Annotated in this window: 16 protein-coding genes; 7 read left to right on the top strand and 9 right to left on the bottom strand. The window is 71.5% G+C overall.

Features of this window, described 5'->3' with window-relative positions; translation table 11 throughout:
• The 3 genes from AC07BS_RS31805 to AC07BS_RS31795 form a co-directional block, all read right to left on the bottom strand.
• Entirely contained in the window at positions 1 to 1386 is a 1386-nt protein-coding gene (locus AC07BS_RS31805; RefSeq protein WP_478646691.1) for a hypothetical protein, read from the bottom strand.
• Complete coding sequence (locus tag AC07BS_RS31800) at positions 1376 to 2230, bottom strand: DUF8175 domain-containg protein (RefSeq protein WP_478935222.1); 855 nt, start codon at positions 2228 to 2230, stop codon at positions 1376 to 1378. The genes AC07BS_RS31805 and AC07BS_RS31800 overlap by 11 nt, the downstream gene beginning before the upstream one ends.
• A gap of 294 nt (positions 2231 to 2524) precedes the next feature.
• Positions 2525 to 2836, bottom strand: coding sequence for a hypothetical protein (locus AC07BS_RS31795; RefSeq protein WP_478646687.1), 312 nt, complete (start codon positions 2834 to 2836; stop codon positions 2525 to 2527).
• A gap of 398 nt (positions 2837 to 3234) precedes the next feature.
• On the opposite strand from AC07BS_RS31795, the gene AC07BS_RS31790 reads away from it, so the two are divergent.
• The 3 genes from AC07BS_RS31790 to AC07BS_RS31780 all read left to right on the top strand — a co-directional run bounded on the left by AC07BS_RS31790 (position 3235) and on the right by AC07BS_RS31780 (position 6837).
• Positions 3235 to 4698, top strand: a complete 1464-nt coding sequence (locus AC07BS_RS31790) for a serine/threonine-protein kinase (protein ID WP_478935221.1) — start codon at positions 3235 to 3237, stop codon at positions 4696 to 4698.
• A gap of 138 nt (positions 4699 to 4836) precedes the next feature.
• A complete protein-coding gene (locus AC07BS_RS31785; protein ID WP_478646683.1) occupies positions 4837 to 5844 on the top strand; it encodes a bifunctional lytic transglycosylase/C40 family peptidase in 1008 nt (335 codons plus the stop codon).
• A gap of 237 nt (positions 5845 to 6081) precedes the next feature.
• Positions 6082 to 6837 (top strand): phosphatase PAP2 family protein, encoded by a 756-nt coding sequence (locus AC07BS_RS31780; protein WP_478935220.1) that lies wholly within the window; start codon positions 6082 to 6084, stop codon positions 6835 to 6837.
• A 59-nt stretch (positions 6838 to 6896) separates the two neighbouring features.
• Here the strand turns inward: AC07BS_RS31780 and AC07BS_RS31775 are convergent, their stop codons facing one another.
• Entirely contained in the window at positions 6897 to 8486 is a 1590-nt protein-coding gene (locus tag AC07BS_RS31775; RefSeq protein ID WP_478646753.1) for an FAD-binding oxidoreductase, read from the bottom strand.
• Positions 8487 to 8625: 139 nt separating this feature from the next.
• Positions 8626 to 8802 carry a hypothetical protein gene (locus AC07BS_RS31770; RefSeq protein WP_478646679.1) on the bottom strand — a complete coding sequence of 59 codons (177 nt, stop codon included), beginning with the start codon at positions 8800 to 8802 and terminating at the stop codon, positions 8626 to 8628.
• A 90-nt stretch (positions 8803 to 8892) separates the two neighbouring features.
• Here AC07BS_RS31770 and AC07BS_RS31765 point away from each other — a divergent pair, with 90 nt between their 5' ends.
• Positions 8893 to 9930, top strand: coding sequence for a hypothetical protein (locus AC07BS_RS31765; protein WP_478646678.1), 1038 nt, complete (start codon positions 8893 to 8895; stop codon positions 9928 to 9930).
• Between the two features lie 111 nt (positions 9931 to 10041).
• Entirely contained in the window at positions 10042 to 10230 is a 189-nt protein-coding gene (locus AC07BS_RS31760) for a hypothetical protein (RefSeq protein WP_478646676.1), read from the top strand.
• A gap of 128 nt (positions 10231 to 10358) precedes the next feature.
• Here AC07BS_RS31760 and AC07BS_RS31755 read toward each other — a convergent pair whose 3' ends face one another.
• The gene (locus AC07BS_RS31755) at positions 10359 to 10733 is read right to left on the bottom strand and encodes a metal-sensitive transcriptional regulator (RefSeq protein ID WP_478646673.1); all 375 of its coding nucleotides are present in this window, start codon (positions 10731 to 10733) and stop codon (positions 10359 to 10361) included.
• Between the two features lie 276 nt (positions 10734 to 11009).
• On the opposite strand from AC07BS_RS31755, the gene AC07BS_RS31750 reads away from it, so the two are divergent.
• Together AC07BS_RS31750 and AC07BS_RS31745 are read left to right on the top strand one after the other, a co-directional pair.
• Complete coding sequence (locus AC07BS_RS31750) at positions 11010 to 11630, top strand: DUF47 domain-containing protein (protein ID WP_399932210.1); 621 nt, start codon at positions 11010 to 11012, stop codon at positions 11628 to 11630.
• Positions 11631 to 11636: 6 nt separating this feature from the next.
• Positions 11637 to 12635, top strand: a complete 999-nt coding sequence (locus tag AC07BS_RS31745) for an inorganic phosphate transporter (protein WP_478646671.1) — start codon at positions 11637 to 11639, stop codon at positions 12633 to 12635.
• 118 nt (positions 12636 to 12753) lie between these two features.
• Here AC07BS_RS31745 and pstB read toward each other — a convergent pair whose 3' ends face one another.
• Genes pstB through pstC form a run of 3 tightly spaced genes read right to left on the bottom strand, consistent with a single transcriptional unit; the run spans position 12754 to position 15638 of the window.
• On the bottom strand, positions 12754 to 13533 hold the full coding sequence (pstB, locus tag AC07BS_RS31740; protein WP_478646668.1) for a phosphate ABC transporter ATP-binding protein PstB: 780 nt from the start codon (positions 13531 to 13533) through the stop codon (positions 12754 to 12756).
• 33 nt (positions 13534 to 13566) lie between these two features.
• The gene (pstA, locus tag AC07BS_RS31735; protein WP_478935243.1) at positions 13567 to 14631 is read right to left on the bottom strand and encodes a phosphate ABC transporter permease PstA; all 1065 of its coding nucleotides are present in this window, start codon (positions 14629 to 14631) and stop codon (positions 13567 to 13569) included.
• Positions 14632 to 14642: 11 nt separating this feature from the next.
• A complete protein-coding gene (gene pstC / locus AC07BS_RS31730) occupies positions 14643 to 15638 on the bottom strand; it encodes a phosphate ABC transporter permease subunit PstC (protein ID WP_478646666.1) in 996 nt (331 codons plus the stop codon).
• Between the last annotated feature and the right edge of the window lies 1 nt (position 15639).

The following is a 15639-nucleotide window of genomic DNA, read 5'->3' as shown; positions in this document are numbered from 1 at the left end:
TCAACTCCGCTCACCTCCGGATGTATTGCTCTTGCTGTTGTTCTGCGCACGGGGCGCGGCGGCCGGTGCTGCGGAGGGAGCGCTTCCGTTGCCGCCGGCGGGGGCGGCGGGACGGGCGCTGTGCGCGGCCACACCGCCGGACATGGCGGTGGCGGGGCGCGCCGCCTGCTGAACCGAGCCGCCCCCGCCGTTGCCGCGGGCGCTGTGGGTGGTGATGCCCTGCTTGACGAGGGCGGCGGGCGAGGAGATCACGGCGGCGGCACGCCGGGAGGCCGCGTCGTTGCTGGCGTTGCGGCTGCTGACGATCTCGTCGCCGAAGCCGGGCACGAAGCGGTAGATCATCGCGCTGGCGAAGATGGCGAGGATGATGATGGCGAGGCCGGAGACGACCGCGGACATGGCGGTCGGTCCGTCCCCGCCGGCCAGCGCGCCGGCCAGACCGAGCACGATCACGATGATCGGCTTGACCAGGATGACGGCGATCATGATGCCGGCCCAGCGCCGGACGTGGCCCCACATGTTCTTGTCGACCAGGCCCGCGTAGACGGCCGTACCGAGGATGGCGCCGACGTAGAGCAGCGCGGCCCGGATCACCAGCTCCAGCCACAGCACGCCGGCGGCCAGCACGGACACGAGCGACACGACGATGAGCATGATCGGCCCGCCGCCGATGCCGGTGCCCTTCTTGAGGGCGTCGGCGAACCCGCCGAAGAACGCGTCGTTGTTGGCGCCCGAGCCCTTGGCGATGACGTCGGTGACGGCGTCGGTGGCCGAGACGACGGTGTAGAGGATCAGCGGCGTGAACGCGGACGCCAGCACCGTCAGCCACAGGAACCCCACGGCCTCCGTGACCGCCTCCGAGAACGGCACCCCGCGCACGGCCCGCTTGGCGACCGCCAGCAGCCACAGGATCAGCGTGAGGATGGTGGAGGCGGCGAAGACGACGGCGTACTGACGGAGGAAGGGCGCGTTGGTGAAGTCGACGTTGCCGGTGTTGTGGACGGCGTCGGACAGCTTGCCGATGATCCACGAACCGGCATCGGCGCATCCCTTGGCCAGGGAGGCCAGGGGGTCGAGGGCGTTGGGGGGGTCGGCGGGGGTGGTGCCTTTGCCGGTGCCGGCGCCGGCTCCGCCTTTGCAGTACTCCTTGGCGGGGCCGCGGATGAGGTCGCAGGGGTCGCTGCCCGCACTGGCGCTCGGAGCGGGCGTGGGGGCGGTGCTGGCACCCGGCGAACCCGACGGCGTGGGGCTCCCCGAGCCCGAGGGAGCGGGAGTCCCCGGCGGCGAGGGAGCGGCGAAGGCCCTGGCCGACAGCACGACGATCGTCGCTTGCGCGGTCGCCAGAACCGAGGCGAACTTGAGAGCGCAACGGCTGCTACCGCGCATACGTGAACCCTCCGAACCCTTCAACGGCGTCGGACATCTCCTTGGCCGTGGAGGCCGTCTGATCCCGGCCGACCGGAGCCGGTCCGTCCTTCTGCGTGAAGTCGGTGACCTTCCAGTCGTCCCCGGTCCACTTCAACTCGAAGGTGTTGGTGTACCAGCTCTCGGCGACGGGGTTGGTCGAGCTCTCGCCCGCGAGACCGAACAGCGAGGAGAACCAGACCGCGACGCTGGCCGTCTCCCCCTCGTACTTGACGATCTTGGTGCCGACGGGATTCGTCCGCGAGACGAACGTCATGCCCTTGGGCGCGCTGCCCTTGGCGTCGAGACCGATCTTCTTGAGGAATCCCGGGTCGGAGTAGACCTTGTCGAGGTCGCCCTGCCGGGCGGCGGCGACGTCGGGTGCGTACACGGTGCCGACGATCTCGCGACGACTCTCCGCTCTGAACATCCCGTCCCCCCCCAACGCCACCGCGAAGTTCGCCGCCGCCGACTGTGCCCCCTGCTCCGAATGGGCGAAGCCCGAGGCGATGCCGCCCGTCCGGCCTTCGGCCGGTTTCGTGCCGGTGGGGGCCGTGGCGTGGGCGCCGGCCGGGGTGCGGTTGCCGTCGGCGTCGTCGTTGGAGGAACCGGAGCCTCCGCGGTTGGCGAAGGCGATGGCCGCGATGAGCAGCACCACGACGCCCACCACAGTGATCAGGCTGCGGTTGGAGCGGCCGCTTCCGCGGCGGGGCGGGGCGTAGGGGTCGACCTCGCCCTCCGGGAGCCGCGTCCGCGTCCCGTGGTGGTGGCGGTCGTCGCCGTAGTCGCTCTGGCCGCTGCCGTAGCCGTCGTCGCCGAGACTCATGCTCCGCCTGCTCCCTCATACGTCGTGGCTGGCTTGCCGCCCGTATATGACGGTAGCGGTGTGGAGGAAATCCCGGGGGTGGACGACGGGGTGTGAGGGGGCATCAGGTGGCAGCCTCGGTGCGGGGGGACTCGGGGACGAGAGGGTCTGCGCGGGAACGATGCGCGGTGGGGCGGAGTGGAGGCGGTCGGGAGGCGGTTCGGGAGGCGGTCGGGAGACGGCCGGAGAGGCGGTGGGGGCGGCTGGAAGCGGAAGGGTGGGGGACGGCGGGCAAGGGGCGCGTACGAGGGGTGCTCAGACCGCCATGCCGTAGACGATCGTGAACAGCGTGCCCAGCGAGCCGATGATGAAGACGCCCGTCAGGCCCGCGACGATCAACCCCTTGCCCTGTTCGGCACTGAAGGTGTCGCGGAGCGCCGTGGCGCCGATGCGTTGCTTCGCCGCGCCCCAGACGGCGATGGCCAGGCACAGCAGGATGGCGGCCGCCATGATGACCTCGATCATCACGCGCGCTTCCTGGCCGAGCTGACCGAACGGCCCCCATTTCGGGGCGATTCCGCCAATGATGGTGTTGATGTCGCCCTTGTTGCCGGCAGCCAAAAACATTTCTAACTCACCGCCCCTTATGGGTAGTTGTATCCCCCCTGCCGCACGGCAAAGGTCAGGACCTATCTTGGCCGACAAAGCCGCCGTGCATGTCGATTTGGCGGCATTTTTTGCCGGAACCCGTACGAGTGATCGGCCGCACCGTCCCGACCTGCGGCGAAACCCGTTGCCCACGGGGGTCCTGAGGTGACTCTGTGTATCACGCGTGTGGACGCCGAGCAATGAAAAGGTCGGGGGCGGGGCCCGGGAGACGTTCGGCGGAGCCGTTCAAACGACAGTCTGTTCGGTGGGTACCCTTCGTGATCTGTACGGGGAACCGCGTGCGGTTCGGATCGAGGGTGGTACGAGTGCTGGTTGCCGGTCGTTACCGGTTGGGGGAGCCGCTCGGCCGGGGTGGGATGGGCGAAGTCTGGCGGGGCCAGGACGAGGTGCTGGGCCGTCAGGTCGCGGTCAAGCTGCTCCTGGGGGACGATGCCGACGAGGCCGCCGCGATGCGGTTCCGGATGGAGGCCCAGACCGCCGCGCGCCTGAACCACCCTCAGGTCGTCGCCGTGTACGACTTCGGCGAGTGGGAGGGCCGCTTCTACCTGGTCATGGAGCTGGTCCAGGGGCCGAGCCTCCATGGTGAGCTCTCCGCCCAGGGCACGCTCGCCGTGCGGCGGGTCGCCGACATCGCCTGCCAGACGGCCTCCGGTCTCGCGGCCGCGCACGCGCAGGGCGTGGTCCACCGCGACGTCAAGCCCGGCAACCTCATGATCGACGCCGCCAGCGGCGCGCTGAAGATCGGCGACTTCGGCATCGCGCGGTTCGTCGACGAGACCTCGGCCCAGCTCACCCGGGCCGGGCAGATCGTCGGGACGAGCACCTACCTCGCCCCCGAGCGGGCGCTGGGGCGGACGGCCGGCCCCGAGTCGGACGTGTACGCCCTCGGCTGCGTGCTCTACCAGCTGCTCGTCGGGCGGCCCCCGTTCTGGTCGGAGAACCCGACGACGCTGCTCTACATGCACGTCGACAACGCCCCCGAGTCGCCGCGGCTGCAACGCGGCGAGATCCCGTACGCCTTCGAGGCCTTCCTGCTGCGCCTGCTGGCCAAGCAGCCGGAGGAGCGACCCTCCGCTCAGGAGGTCGCGGACTTCTTCGCCTCCGACGCCTGGCAGGACCGCCCGCAGCCGCTGCCGAACGCCGTGCCGCCCCATGCCGCCCACCCCGCGGGCCCCGGCGGCATGGCCCCCACCGCCGTCTCCGCCGCCGTGCCGCCGGGCCCGGCCGGCCCGCCGTCGGGGGCGTTCCCGCCGCCCGGGCCCGCCGGTCCGCCGTCGTTCGGCGGGCGCACCGCCCCCTTCGCCCCGCCGCCGGGGGCCGGTCGGCCGGGGCACGGCGCCACCAGCGCGTACGCCCCCGTGCCGCCCCCCGCCGCACAGCCCCCGCACGCCTCGCACGTCCCGCACCCGCCCGCGCGGAAACGGAAGACGCTGTTCGGTGTCGTCGCCGGTGCCGCCGCCTTCGTCGTGGCCGCCCTGATCGGTGTTGCCGTGTTCGAGTCGGGTGGCGACGGCGGGAACGGCCAGGGCGGCTCCGCCCCGTCGTCGGCCCCGAGCGCGGACGGTGGACAGTCGAACGGCGACGCGCGGTCGCCGGGCACGGACGTCAACACCGGGCCCACGGAGCCCGCCGATCCGGCGAACACGCCCCGGCACGGCAAGAAGCCCAAGCCGTCGAAGACCGCCGGGCAGGGCGACGCCTCGCCGCGTCCCTCCACGCCCTCGTCCGCCTCGCCCCGGCCCTCGTCGTCGGCGACGAAGCACAAGAAGCCGCGCGACGGCGCCCCGCTGGAACCCGACGGCAAGCCCGCCGGCGACTGACGCCGTGTCGCGTTCGCCACGAGGCCGTCTGGATCCCGCTCCTCCGGTGATGCACCCTGAACCGTCGGAGCGCGACGGAGACTGACGGACCGTACGGAAGTCCGGATACACGGTGGGCCCTTGGGGGAGGATGGCGGGGTGCGGAAGCTCTGGGTGGGCGTGGGAGCCGGCATCGGCTTGGGCCTGAGTTTCATCGGGCTGTTGGTGGTCGGGGTGTACGTGGCCGCGGGCAACGTCGTCGGCGGCGGGGGCAGGGGGACGGTCGGGCTGGCCAAGGGCGCCGTGCCCGAGCAGTACCAGGCGCTCGTCGCCCAGTGGGGCGACCTCTGTCCCGCCCTCAACCCCGCGATCCTCGCCGCCCAGCTCTACACCGAGAGCAACTGGAACCCCCGGGCCGTCAGCCCCGCGGACGCCCGCGGGATAGCGCAGTTCATCCCGGAGACCTGGGCCGGGCACGCCGTCGACGGCAACGGCGACGGGAAGCGCGACATCTGGGACCCGGCGGACGCCATCCCGTCCGCCGCGACCTACGACTGCGACCTCGCGAAGTACGTCAAGGGCGTCCCCGGCGACCTCACGGACAACATGCTCGCGTCCTACAACGCCGGTTCGTACGCCGTCATCAAGGCGGGCGGCATCCCGCCGTACAACGAGACCCAGGGCTATGTGAAGTCGATCCGGAGCCTGGAGAAGAGCTTCGCCCGGCCGGTCGGCCGGGTGGCGCCCTCGCAGGCCGCCGCCGGGGCGATCTACTTCGCCCAGGAGAAGCTGGGCACGCCCTACCTCTGGGGCGGCGACGGGACGAAGGAGGACAACGGCCGCTTCGACTGCTCGGGGCTGACGAAGGCGGCGTACGCGACGGTGGGCGTCGAACTGCCGCGCGTGGCCAACGACCAGTGGAACGCCGGGCCGCACCCCAAGCGGGACGAACTGCTCCCCGGGGACCTGGTCTTCTTCGCGCACGACCTCAACGACCCGCGCAGCATCCACCACGTGGGCCTGTACGTCGGCGGAGGATACATGATCAATGCTCCGTACACCGGAGCTGTCATCAGGTTCGACAAGATTGATTCACCTGACTACATCGGGGCGACGCGGGTGACCCAGGATGGCGCGAAAGCGCTCCCCAAGCCCAAGTCGGTCTGACGGTGGGACAGGGCCGGGGCCGGGGACGGTGCCAGGGACGGTGCCGGTGACAGGGGACGGGACCCGCGCCCATGGGTCACCCTTCGGTAACGTCACGGTGATCATTGGGTGGAGAGTGGAACGCCGGGCTGGAGCCGGGCGTTCCATTGGAGTGGGTGAGCAGCGCCGCGAGCCGCGGCGCGAGGACCACGGGGGGCAGCAGCTGGACGTGGCGACAGACAGATAGGGGCCGGGGCGATGGCTGGACTCGTGACGGGAGACTCCATGCCGATGGCCGGGGGCGGTGGCAACCCCGACGAGAGTCTGCTCTACGGGATCAACGGCCTCGCGAAGTCCGCGCCGAACTGGGCGGACCGCGCGATGGAGTTCATCGGTGAGTACGGCATCGTCGCCGGCCTCGCCGTTCTGATGCTGTTCGCCTGGTGGAGCGCGCGCCGCGGCGACGACGCGCCCGCCGGTACGGCCGCCCTGCTGTGGGCGCCGATCGCGGCGGGGACGGCCCTGCTGGTCAACATCCCCATCCGGGGCTTCGTCCGCCGCCCGCGGCCGTTCCTGGAGCACCAGGGCCTGGACGTCCTGGTCAAGGGGAAGACCGACTTCTCCTTCGTCAGCGACCACGCGACGCTGACCATGGCGCTGGGCGTGGGCCTCTTCGTGGCCAACCGGAAGTACGGCTTCATCGGGATCGGGCTGGCGCTGCTGGAGGGCTTCTGCCGCGTCTACATGGGCGTGCACTATCCGACGGACGTCATCGGCGGCTTCGCCCTGGGCACCGCCGTCACGCTGCTGCTCGCCCCGCTCGCGATGATGCTCCTCACGCCGCTGACCCGGAGGATCGCCGGGACGCGGATGGGCCGGCTCGTACGCTCCTCCGCCGCCCCCGTGGCCGTGGTCCCCGCCGGGCCGGGGACCGGTGCCGCCGAGGACGGCACCGCCCTCCCCGGCCGCGTCACCGGCCCCGGCCGGCGCGACGACCGCGACCTGGCCGCCTGAGCCCGCGAAGCTCCGCCGGACAGGCCCCGCGGACGGACGCCGTGGGCCTTGAGCAAGCCCTACAGCGCCTGCGGGAAGTCGAAGACGCGCTGCGGGTCGTACCGCCGCTTGAGCTCCGTCAGACGGTCCGCCGCGGCGCCGTAGTACGCCGTCCGCCAGTCCTTCAGACGCGCGTCCGTGTAGTTCTGGTACGCGGCGCCCGAGGCGTGCCGGCGCATGGCCGCGTGGGTGCCGTCCAGCCAGTCGGTCTGCGCCGCGCCCGTGCCGCCCGCCGCCCACGACGTGAGGTACTGCGCCAGCATCCGCTGGTTCCGGTGCACGAAGGCGGTGTCCAGGGGGCGTACGCGGTTCACGGCGCCGCCCAGCGCCGTCAGCTGGATCGAGAGGCCGCCGCCCTTCACCCCGCGCGCGAAGCCCTCGATCCGGTCGAGCAGGGTGTGGACGCCCGTCGTGTCGAGCGCGCGGTCGAAGAAGTCGGAGCGGGCCGCGTAGGTCTCGCGCTCCAGCTTCCCGGCGGACTGGCGGCCGGGTGTACCGCCCGGGAGGTGGCACTGCTCGGTGGACTTGTCGCCGCAGCCGGCGTAGCCGCGCACGGTGTCGAGGTAGGGGCGGCGGCGCAGGCTCGGGGTGTTGATGCCGGCGCCGCCGCCGCTCGCCTTGGCGACCTTGCCGATCAGTTCGTCGTACGCGTTCTCCAGGTCCGTGGGGGAGCCGATCGAGAACGCGGCGACCGAGATGCGCGGCGAGCCTCCGGCGGCGGCCGACAGGTCGCAGGCGGACCAGATCTCGTCGGGCCGGGTGGGGCCCCACTCCTGCCAGGCGGCGAGGACGGCCGCGGCCTTGGACCAGGGGAAGGAGAGGTAGCCGGTGACCGCCTCGCCGACCGGTCGGGTGCGGAAGCGGAGTTCGGTGACGACGCCGAAGTTGCCGTTCCCGGCGCCGCGCAGGGCCCAGAAGAGGTCGGGGTCGTTCGTGGCGTCGCAGTCGACGGTCCGGCCGTCGGCGGTGACCACGGTGGCGCCGGTGAGGCTGTCGCAGGTGAGGCCGTAGGCGCGGGTCAGGACGCCGTGGCCGCCGCCCAGGGTGAGCCCGGAGACGCCGACGGTCGGGCAGGAGCCCGCCGGTATGGTCACGCCGTGCGCCGCCAGGCCGGTGTAGACGTCGATGAGCTTGGCGCCGGCGCCGATGACGGCCGTGGACGCGGACGGCGTCCGGACGGTGGCGAGCCGGGAGACGTCGAGGACGAGCCGGTCGTCGCCGCTGGACCAGCCGGCGTAGCTGTGGCCGCCGTTGCGTATGGAGACGGGTATCGAGAAGCGGCGGGCGAAGGCGAGGGCCGTGGTGATGTCCCCGGTGCCGGCGACGTAGGCGATCGCGGCCGGGCGCAGCCCGTCGAAGCGGGTGTTGTAGAGCTGGCGGGCGGCGGTGTAGTCCGCGTCGCCGGGGCGGACGAGGCCGCCGGCGAGGCCCTTGCCGAGGGCGGTCCAGTCGCTCGCGCCCGCCCGGGGTGCCTTCGCCGCCCTGGCGGCCGCCCGGGCGGAGTCGGCCGCCGGGTTCGTCGTGGTGGCGCCCGCGGTGCCCGTCGTGGTGGCGCCCCAGGCGGCCGCCGCCAGTCCGGTGCCCGTCGCCAGTAGTCCGCGCCTGCTGATGGCCATGTGCCGTCCCGCCCCTGGTGCGTCGTGCGTCGCGCGTGGTGCGCTGTCGCGTCTGTCTGCGTCCCCGTTGATCAGACAGATGGCACGGCGGGGCGGCCGGTTCCGGACCGGCCCAGGGCGGCTCCAGGCGGCTCTAGGGCGCGTCCGGCGCGTCGTGGAGGTGGGCGTCCGCGTCCGCGCGGGCCAGGGAGCGTGCCCGGCGGGCGGGGCCGTACCAGCCGCAGGAGCAGCGGGCGGTGCAGAAGGAGCCGCGCTCGCTGGTGCTGATGCTGTGGTCCGCGCCGTGCCGCGCGGTGGAGGGATCGGACACGGGTCCACGCTACCGGGCCGTGACGGGCGGCCCCGGGCGGTCGTTGAAGAGAACGGGTTCCACCAGCGTGCGGGCAGGGGGCTTACGGTCATGGCTGTGCCGAGGCGCAGACGCGGGAGTGCGGTCGTCGCCGGTGCGCTGGCGGGCGGTCTCGCCGTCGGCCTGCTCGCGGTGTCCGGGTGCGCCGGGCGGGAGCCGGAGGCGGACGTGGAGGCCGGTTCCGCGGGCAGCAGTCTGGTCCGGCAGGCCCGCGAGGCCGCGGTGCCCGCCGCGGCGGACCCGGCGCGGGCGCTGTCCGCCGTACGGCACGCCTCGGCCGCGCTGGCCCGGGCGGGCGGCGCGCGGGTGCGGACGTCCATGGAGACCGTCAGCGGCGGCACCCGGCTGACCATCCACGGCCGGGGGGTCTACGACTTCGAGCGGCCCGTCGGGCGGCTGACGGTGCTGCTGCCGGAGGGCGGCGCGGGCAGTGCCGGGCACCGGCCCATCACGGAGGTCTTCGCGCCGGGCGAGCTCTATATGAAGAACCGCGGCGCGGGTGTGCCCGCCGGGAAGTGGGTGCGCCTCGACACGGGCCGGCTCGCGGACGGGGACCTCCTCACCAGCGGTGCCACGGACCCGCTCGCGGCGGCCCAGCTGCTGGGCGGCGCCCGCGAGGCGGCGTACGCGGGGGAGGAGCGGCTCGGCGGCGACCGGGTGGACCACTACTGGGGCACGGTCGACCTCCACCGGGCCGCGCGGGCCGCGCCGGCCCGGGACCGGGCGCCGCTGACCGCCGCGGCGAAAGGGTTCTCCAGTGGGACCGTCGCGTTCGACGCCTATCTCGACCGGGACGGCCGGCCGCGGCTGCTGCGCTACCGCTTCGGGGTCGCGGGCCGGAAGGGGCCGCTGCGGGCCGACGCCGGGGCCGCGCGCGGTCCGGTGACGGCGACGGCCGCCTCAGCCCCGGCCGGCGCGGGGCCGGTGGCCCCGGCTCCGGCGGCGGCGACGGCCACGGTGTCGGCCCCGCCGTCACCGATGACGGTGGTCTCCACGGTCGAGCTCTTCGGCTTCGGATCCCGTCCGGAGATCGAGCTGCCCGCACCCGCCGAAATCTATGCGGGCACGGTGGCTTCGCCGCAGAAATAGCGCGGGAGGGCGTAGTTGGCCATGGAAATGGTCCTTCTGTGCCATGCGCGGCGTGTGTACCGATCACTACGCTGGAAAGCGGTCCCGAGAAGCCCCGAGGAGGTGAATCACGTGGTTTCGCGACGCGGTTCGACCGGCGGGCCGGACCCCGTGGCCCTCATCGAGATCGATCTCTACGGCGATTTGATGATCGCCGCGTCGAGCGCGGTCGAGGAACGGCTGAGCTTCGACCGGATCGATGAGGTGTTGCGGGTGGTCCGGCGGCGTACGTCCGGGCCCGAGGCCGACGCGGACGGCTGACGGTCGCCGGCTGACGGTCGCCGGCTGACGGCGCCGGCCCGCCGCCCTCACGTCCGTATGCCCGCCGCCCCCACGTCCGTATGTACGTCCGTATGCGGGTCCGCAGGTACGTCCGCTGTACGTCCGCGTCAGGTGCGCAGCAGGCGGGCGATCGCGGCGCTGGCCTCCTCGACCTTCGCGTCGATCTCCGCGCCGCCCTTCAGGGCCGCGTCGGCCACGCAGTGGCGCAGGTGCTCCTGGAGGAGCTGGAGGGCGAAGGACTGGAGGGCCTTGGTGCTCGCCGAGACCTGGGTGAGTATGTCGATGCAGTAGACGTCCTCCTCCACCATGCGCTGGAGGCCGCGGATCTGCCCCTCGATGCGGCGCAGTCGCTTGAGGTGCTGGTCCTTCTGCTTGCTGTAACCGTGCGGCCCCGGGTGGTCACCCGGCGCGGCCGACTCGCCGTGGCAGGAGGCCGCCGCCGGCTCAGTGGTGCTGGTCACTGTGGCTTCCGTGGCCGTCATGGCGTCCTCCGTTGTCCTGCGGGTCCGTGTCCGGCCGTCGGGGCCGGTGAACAGGGGGATGACGGGGGGTGAGGGCGGCTCGCCGCCCGGAGTCCCCGATGCCCGGTTCACATACCCCGGGTGGGTATATCGTACCCAAAATCGGCGCCACGGGCCCGTACCGGCTTCATGAGCACTCTGCCCGATGGGCGACACTGAGGGAATGCCAGTTAGCTGTGGCTGGATGATGCGCCTAGCATCAACGAGACCGAATCCGCTGCACCCCGAGGATCCCACGTGCGCTTTCGTCTGACCCCCAGGGAGACGAGCTTCTACGACATGTTCGCCGCCTCCGCGGACAACATCGTCACGGGCTCCAAGCTCCTGATGGAACTGCTCGGAGCGGAGACCTCCGCCCGGGCCGAGATCGCCGAGCGGATGCGGGCAGCGGAGCACGCCGGGGACGACGCGACCCACGCGATCTTCCACCAGCTGAACTCCTCTTTCATCACGCCGTTCGACCGCGAGGACATCTACTCCCTCGCCGGTTCGCTCGACGACATCATGGATTTCATGGAAGAGGCCGTCGACCTGGTCGTCCTCTACCAGATCGAGGAATTGCCGAAGGGCGTCGAGCAGCAGATCGAGGTGCTCGCGCGGGCCGCCGAGCTCACCGCCGAGGCGATGCCGAACCTGCGGACGATGACCAATCTGACCGAGTACTGGATCGAGGTCAACCGCCTCGAGAACCAGGCCGACCAGATTCACCGCAAGCTCCTGGCGCACCTCTTCAACGGCAAGTACGACGCCATCGAGGTGCTCAAGCTCAAGCAGATCGTCGACGTGCTGGAAGAGGCCGCCGACGCGTTCGAGCACGTCGCGAACACCGTCGAGACCATCGCGGTCAAGGAGTCCTGACCTCCGGTGGACACCTTCGCGCTTGTCGTGACCATCGCGGTCGCGCTCGGATTCACCTATACGAACGGCTTCCACGACTCCGCGAACGCCATCGCGACCTCGGTCTCCACGCGGGCACTGACCCCGCGCGCGGCCCTGGCGATGGCGGCGGTGATGAACCTCGCCGGTGCCTTCCTGGGCAGCGGTGTGGCCAAGACGGTCAGCAAGGGGCTGATCGAGACCCCGGTGGGCGACAAGGGGATGGGCATCCTCTTCGCCGCCCTGGTCGGCGCCGTCGTCTGGAACATGGTCACCTGGTACTTCGGCCTGCCCTCGTCCTCCTCGCACGCCCTGTTCGGCGGCATGGTGGGCGCGGCGCTGGCGGGCGGTACGACGGTCATCTGGTCGGGCGTCGTCGAGAAGGTCGTCATCCCGATGTTCCTCTCGCCGTTCGTCGGCCTGATCCTCGGCTATCTGGTGATGGTCGCGATCATGTGGATGTTCCGGCGGGCCAACCCGCACAAGGCCAAGCGGGGCTTCCGTATCGCGCAGACCGTCTCGGCCGCCGGTATGGCGCTCGGTCACGGTCTGCAGGACGCGCAGAAGACCATGGGCATCGTGGTGATGGCCCTGGTCATCGGTGATGTGCAGGGCATGGACGAGGCGATCCCGCTGTGGGTCAAGCTCGCCTGCGCCATCACCCTGTCGCTCGGCACCTACGCGGGTGGCTGGCGGATCATGCGCACGCTCGGCCGCCGCATCATCGAGCTGGACCCGCCGCAGGGCTTCGCCGCCGAGACGACGGCCGCCTCCGTCATGTACACGGCGTCGTTCATGTTCCACGCGCCGATCTCCACCACCCATGTGATCACCTCCGCGATCATGGGTGTGGGCTCCACCAAGGGCACCCGCGCGGTCCGCTGGGGCGTCGCGAAGAACATCGTGATGGGCTGGTTCATCACCATGCCGGCCGCGGCGCTCGTCGCCGCCTTCAGCTTCTGGCTGGTGAACCTGGCGTTCGGGTGACCCACCCGGATCTCGTCCGTTGAACGGATCGGGCCCGCCCCCTGGTACGAACAGGGGGCGGGCCCTTTGCCTTGCGGCGGCACCGCCATGCAGCACCGCAAGGCGGCTGGGGGAGGGCTCAGCCGAAGCGACCGGAGATGTAGTCCTCGGTGGCCTGGACCGACGGGTTGGAGAAGATCCGCTCCGTGTCGTCGATCTCGACGAGCTTGCCCGGCTGGCCGACGCCGGCCAGGTTGAAGAAGGCGGTGCGGTCGGAGACGCGGGCCGCCTGCTGCATGTTGTGGGTCACGATGACGATCGTGAACCGCTCCTTGAGCTGGCCGATCAGGTCCTCGATGGCGAGGGTGGAGATCGGGTCCAGTGCCGAGCAGGGCTCGTCCATCAGCAGGACCTGCGGCTCGACCGCGATGGCGCGGGCGATGCACAGACGCTGCTGCTGGCCGCCGGAGAGGCCGGCGCCCGGCTTGTTCAGCCGGTCCTTGACCTCGTTCCAGAGGTTGGCGCCCTTGAGGGACTTCTCCACGATGTCGTCCATCTCCGCCTTGCGGACGCGGTCGCCGTTGAGGCGGACGCCGGCGACGACGTTCTCGTAGATGGACATGGTGGGGAAGGGGTTCGGCCGCTGGAAGACCATGCCGACCATGCGGCGCACGGCGACCGGGTCGACGCCCGGGCCGTAGAGGTTCTCGTCGTCCAGCATCACCTTGCCCTCGACGCGGCCGCCGGGGGTGACCTCGTGCATGCGGTTCAGGGTCCGCAGGAAGGTGGACTTGCCGCAGCCGGACGGGCCGATGAAGGCGGTCACGGAGCGGGGCTCGACGGTCATCGAGATGTCGTCGATGGCCTTGTGGGAGCCGTAGTAGGCGTTCAGGCCGCTGACGTCGATTCGCTTGGCCATGGGGATCACTGCTTCTTTCGTAGAACGACCGCGTCAGCGGCTCTTCGGGGCCTTCCAGCGGGCGATGCCGCGGGCCACCAGGTTGAGGATCATGACGAAGGCGATGAGGACCAGGGCCGCTGCCCAGGCGCGGTCGTAGCTGGCCTCGTTGCCGGCCGCCCACTGCTCGTAGATGTAGTACGGCAGCGAGGACTGGGCGCCCTCGAAGGGGTTGTTGTTGATCAGCTGGGAGCCGAAGACCAGGAGGACGATCGGGGCCGACTCACCGGCGATGCGGGCGACCGCCAGCATCACGCCGGTGGCGATGCCACCGATGGCGGTGGGCAGGACGACCTTGAGGATCGTGCGCCACTTGGGCACGCCCAGGGCCAGGGAGGCCTCGCGCAGCTCGTTGGGGACGAGCTTGAGCATCTCCTCGGTCGAGCGGACGACGACCGGCATCATCAGGATCGCCAGGGCCATGGAGCCGGCGAACCCGGAGTAGCCGTTGTCCAGCATCAGGATCCAGAAGCTGAGGATGAACAGACCCGCGACGATCGACGGGATGCCCGTCATGACGTCGACGAAGAAGGTCACCGCCTTGGCGAGCCGGCCGCGGCCGTACTCCACCAGGTAGATCGCCGTCAGCAGGCCGATGGGGGCCGCGATGGCGGTGGCGATGCCGACCTGCTCCAGGGTGCCGATGATGGCGTGGTAGACGCCGCCGCCGGGCTGGATGGTCAGGACGCCGGCCATGGAGTGGCTGAGGAAGTCGCCGTCCAGCACCTTCACGCCGCGGGAGATCGTCTCCCAGATGAGGGAGACCAGCGGGACGACGGCGATCAGGAAGCTGACCCAGATCATGCTGGTGGCCAGCCGGTCCTTGGCCTGGCGGCGGCCCTCGACGCGGGTGGCGAGGGCGAACATGCCGGCGACGTAGAGGACGGCGGCCAGCAGGCCCCACTGGAAGCGGCTGGAGAGCCCGGCGGCGAGACCGATGCCGACGCCGGCGGCGATCGCGGCGGCGGCCAGGGCGGCCGGGGTCCAGCGGGGCAGCCGGGGCTGACGCAGGACCGCCGGGTGGCGCGGGGTGCTGTCGGCGACCAGGGTCTCGTTCATGGTCACTCCGCTCATGCCGTGTACTCCTTGCGGCGCGCGATGATCATCCGGGCGGCGCCGTTGACCAGCAGGGTCAGGACGAACAGCACCAGGCCGGAGGCGATCAGCGCGTCCTTGCCTATCTCACCGGACTCCTTGAAGCTGCTCGCGATGTTCTGCGCGAACGTTCCGCCGCCCGGGTCCAGCAGGCTCGTGCCGATCTCGAAGCTGGGGGAGAGCACGGTGGCCACGGCCATCGTCTCGCCGAGGGCGCGGCCCAGGCCCAGCATCGAGGCGCTGATGACGCCCGAGCGGCCGAAGGGCAGCACCGCCATGCGGATGACCTCCCAGCGGGTCGCGCCGAGCGCGAGGGCGGCCTCCTCGTGCATCTTCGGGGCCTGCCGGAAGACCTCGCGGCTGACGCTGGTGACGATCGGCAGGATCATGATCGCCAGCAGGATGCCGATGGTGAAGAGCGAGCGGGCGGCACCGTCGTGGTACTCGAAGATCCCGGTCCAGCCGAAGTAGTCGTTCAGCCAGCCGTAGAGCCCGCCCAGGTGCGGCACCAGGAAGAGGGCGCCCCACAGGCCGTAGACGATGGACGGCACGGCGGCGAGCAGGTCGATGACGTACGACAGCGGGGTGGCCAGCCTGCGCGGCGCGTAGTGGGAGATGAAGAGCGCGATGCCGATGGCGACCGGCACGGCGATCAGCATCGCGATCAGCGAGCTGACGACGGTGCCGAAGGCCAGGACGGCGATGCCGAAGACCGGCGGGGTGGAGTTGGCGCTCCACTCGAAGGTGGTGAAGAAGTCGCCCTCGTTGTGGGAGAGGGCGTTGGTGGCCCGCACGGTGAGGAAGACCGCGATGGCGGCCATGATCACCAGGAGCAGGATGCCCGATCCGCGCGAGAGCGCGAGGAAGACCCGGTCGCCGGCGCGTGCGGCGGACTTCCGCGCGGCGGGGGCCGGGGCGCCGGCGGGGCCCTGGGGCGGGCCGGCTGCGGTGGCTGAGGAGGTTATGTCCATG

It is taken from the genome of Streptomyces sp. NPDC044063, assembly GCF_056434285.1.
The sequence above is the reverse complement of the archived record's forward strand: the minus strand, read 5'-3'. Positions and strand labels throughout refer to the sequence as shown.

Excerpts from the sequence above, each read along its gene's own strand:
- AC07BS_RS31805 (WP_478646691.1), bottom strand. The coding sequence starts at position 1,386 with ATGCGCGGTAGCAGCCGTTGCGCTCTCAAGTTCGCCTCGGTTCTGGCG.
- AC07BS_RS31800 (WP_478935222.1), bottom strand. The coding sequence starts at position 2,230 with ATGAGTCTCGGCGACGACGGCTACGGCAGCGGCCAGAGCGACTACGGC.
- AC07BS_RS31795 (WP_478646687.1), bottom strand. The coding sequence starts at position 2,836 with ATGTTTTTGGCTGCCGGCAACAAGGGCGACATCAACACCATCATTGGC.
- AC07BS_RS31790 (WP_478935221.1), top strand. The coding sequence starts at position 3,235 with ATGGGCGAAGTCTGGCGGGGCCAGGACGAGGTGCTGGGCCGTCAGGTC.
- AC07BS_RS31780 (WP_478935220.1), top strand. The coding sequence starts at position 6,082 with ATGGCTGGACTCGTGACGGGAGACTCCATGCCGATGGCCGGGGGCGGT.
- AC07BS_RS31765 (WP_478646678.1), top strand. The coding sequence starts at position 8,893 with ATGGCTGTGCCGAGGCGCAGACGCGGGAGTGCGGTCGTCGCCGGTGCG.
- AC07BS_RS31755 (WP_478646673.1), bottom strand. The coding sequence starts at position 10,733 with ATGACGGCCACGGAAGCCACAGTGACCAGCACCACTGAGCCGGCGGCG.
- pstB (WP_478646668.1), bottom strand. The coding sequence starts at position 13,533 with ATGGCCAAGCGAATCGACGTCAGCGGCCTGAACGCCTACTACGGCTCC.
- pstA (WP_478935243.1), bottom strand. The coding sequence starts at position 14,631 with ATGAACGAGACCCTGGTCGCCGACAGCACCCCGCGCCACCCGGCGGTC.
- pstC (WP_478646666.1), bottom strand. The coding sequence starts at position 15,638 with ATGGACATAACCTCCTCAGCCACCGCAGCCGGCCCGCCCCAGGGCCCC.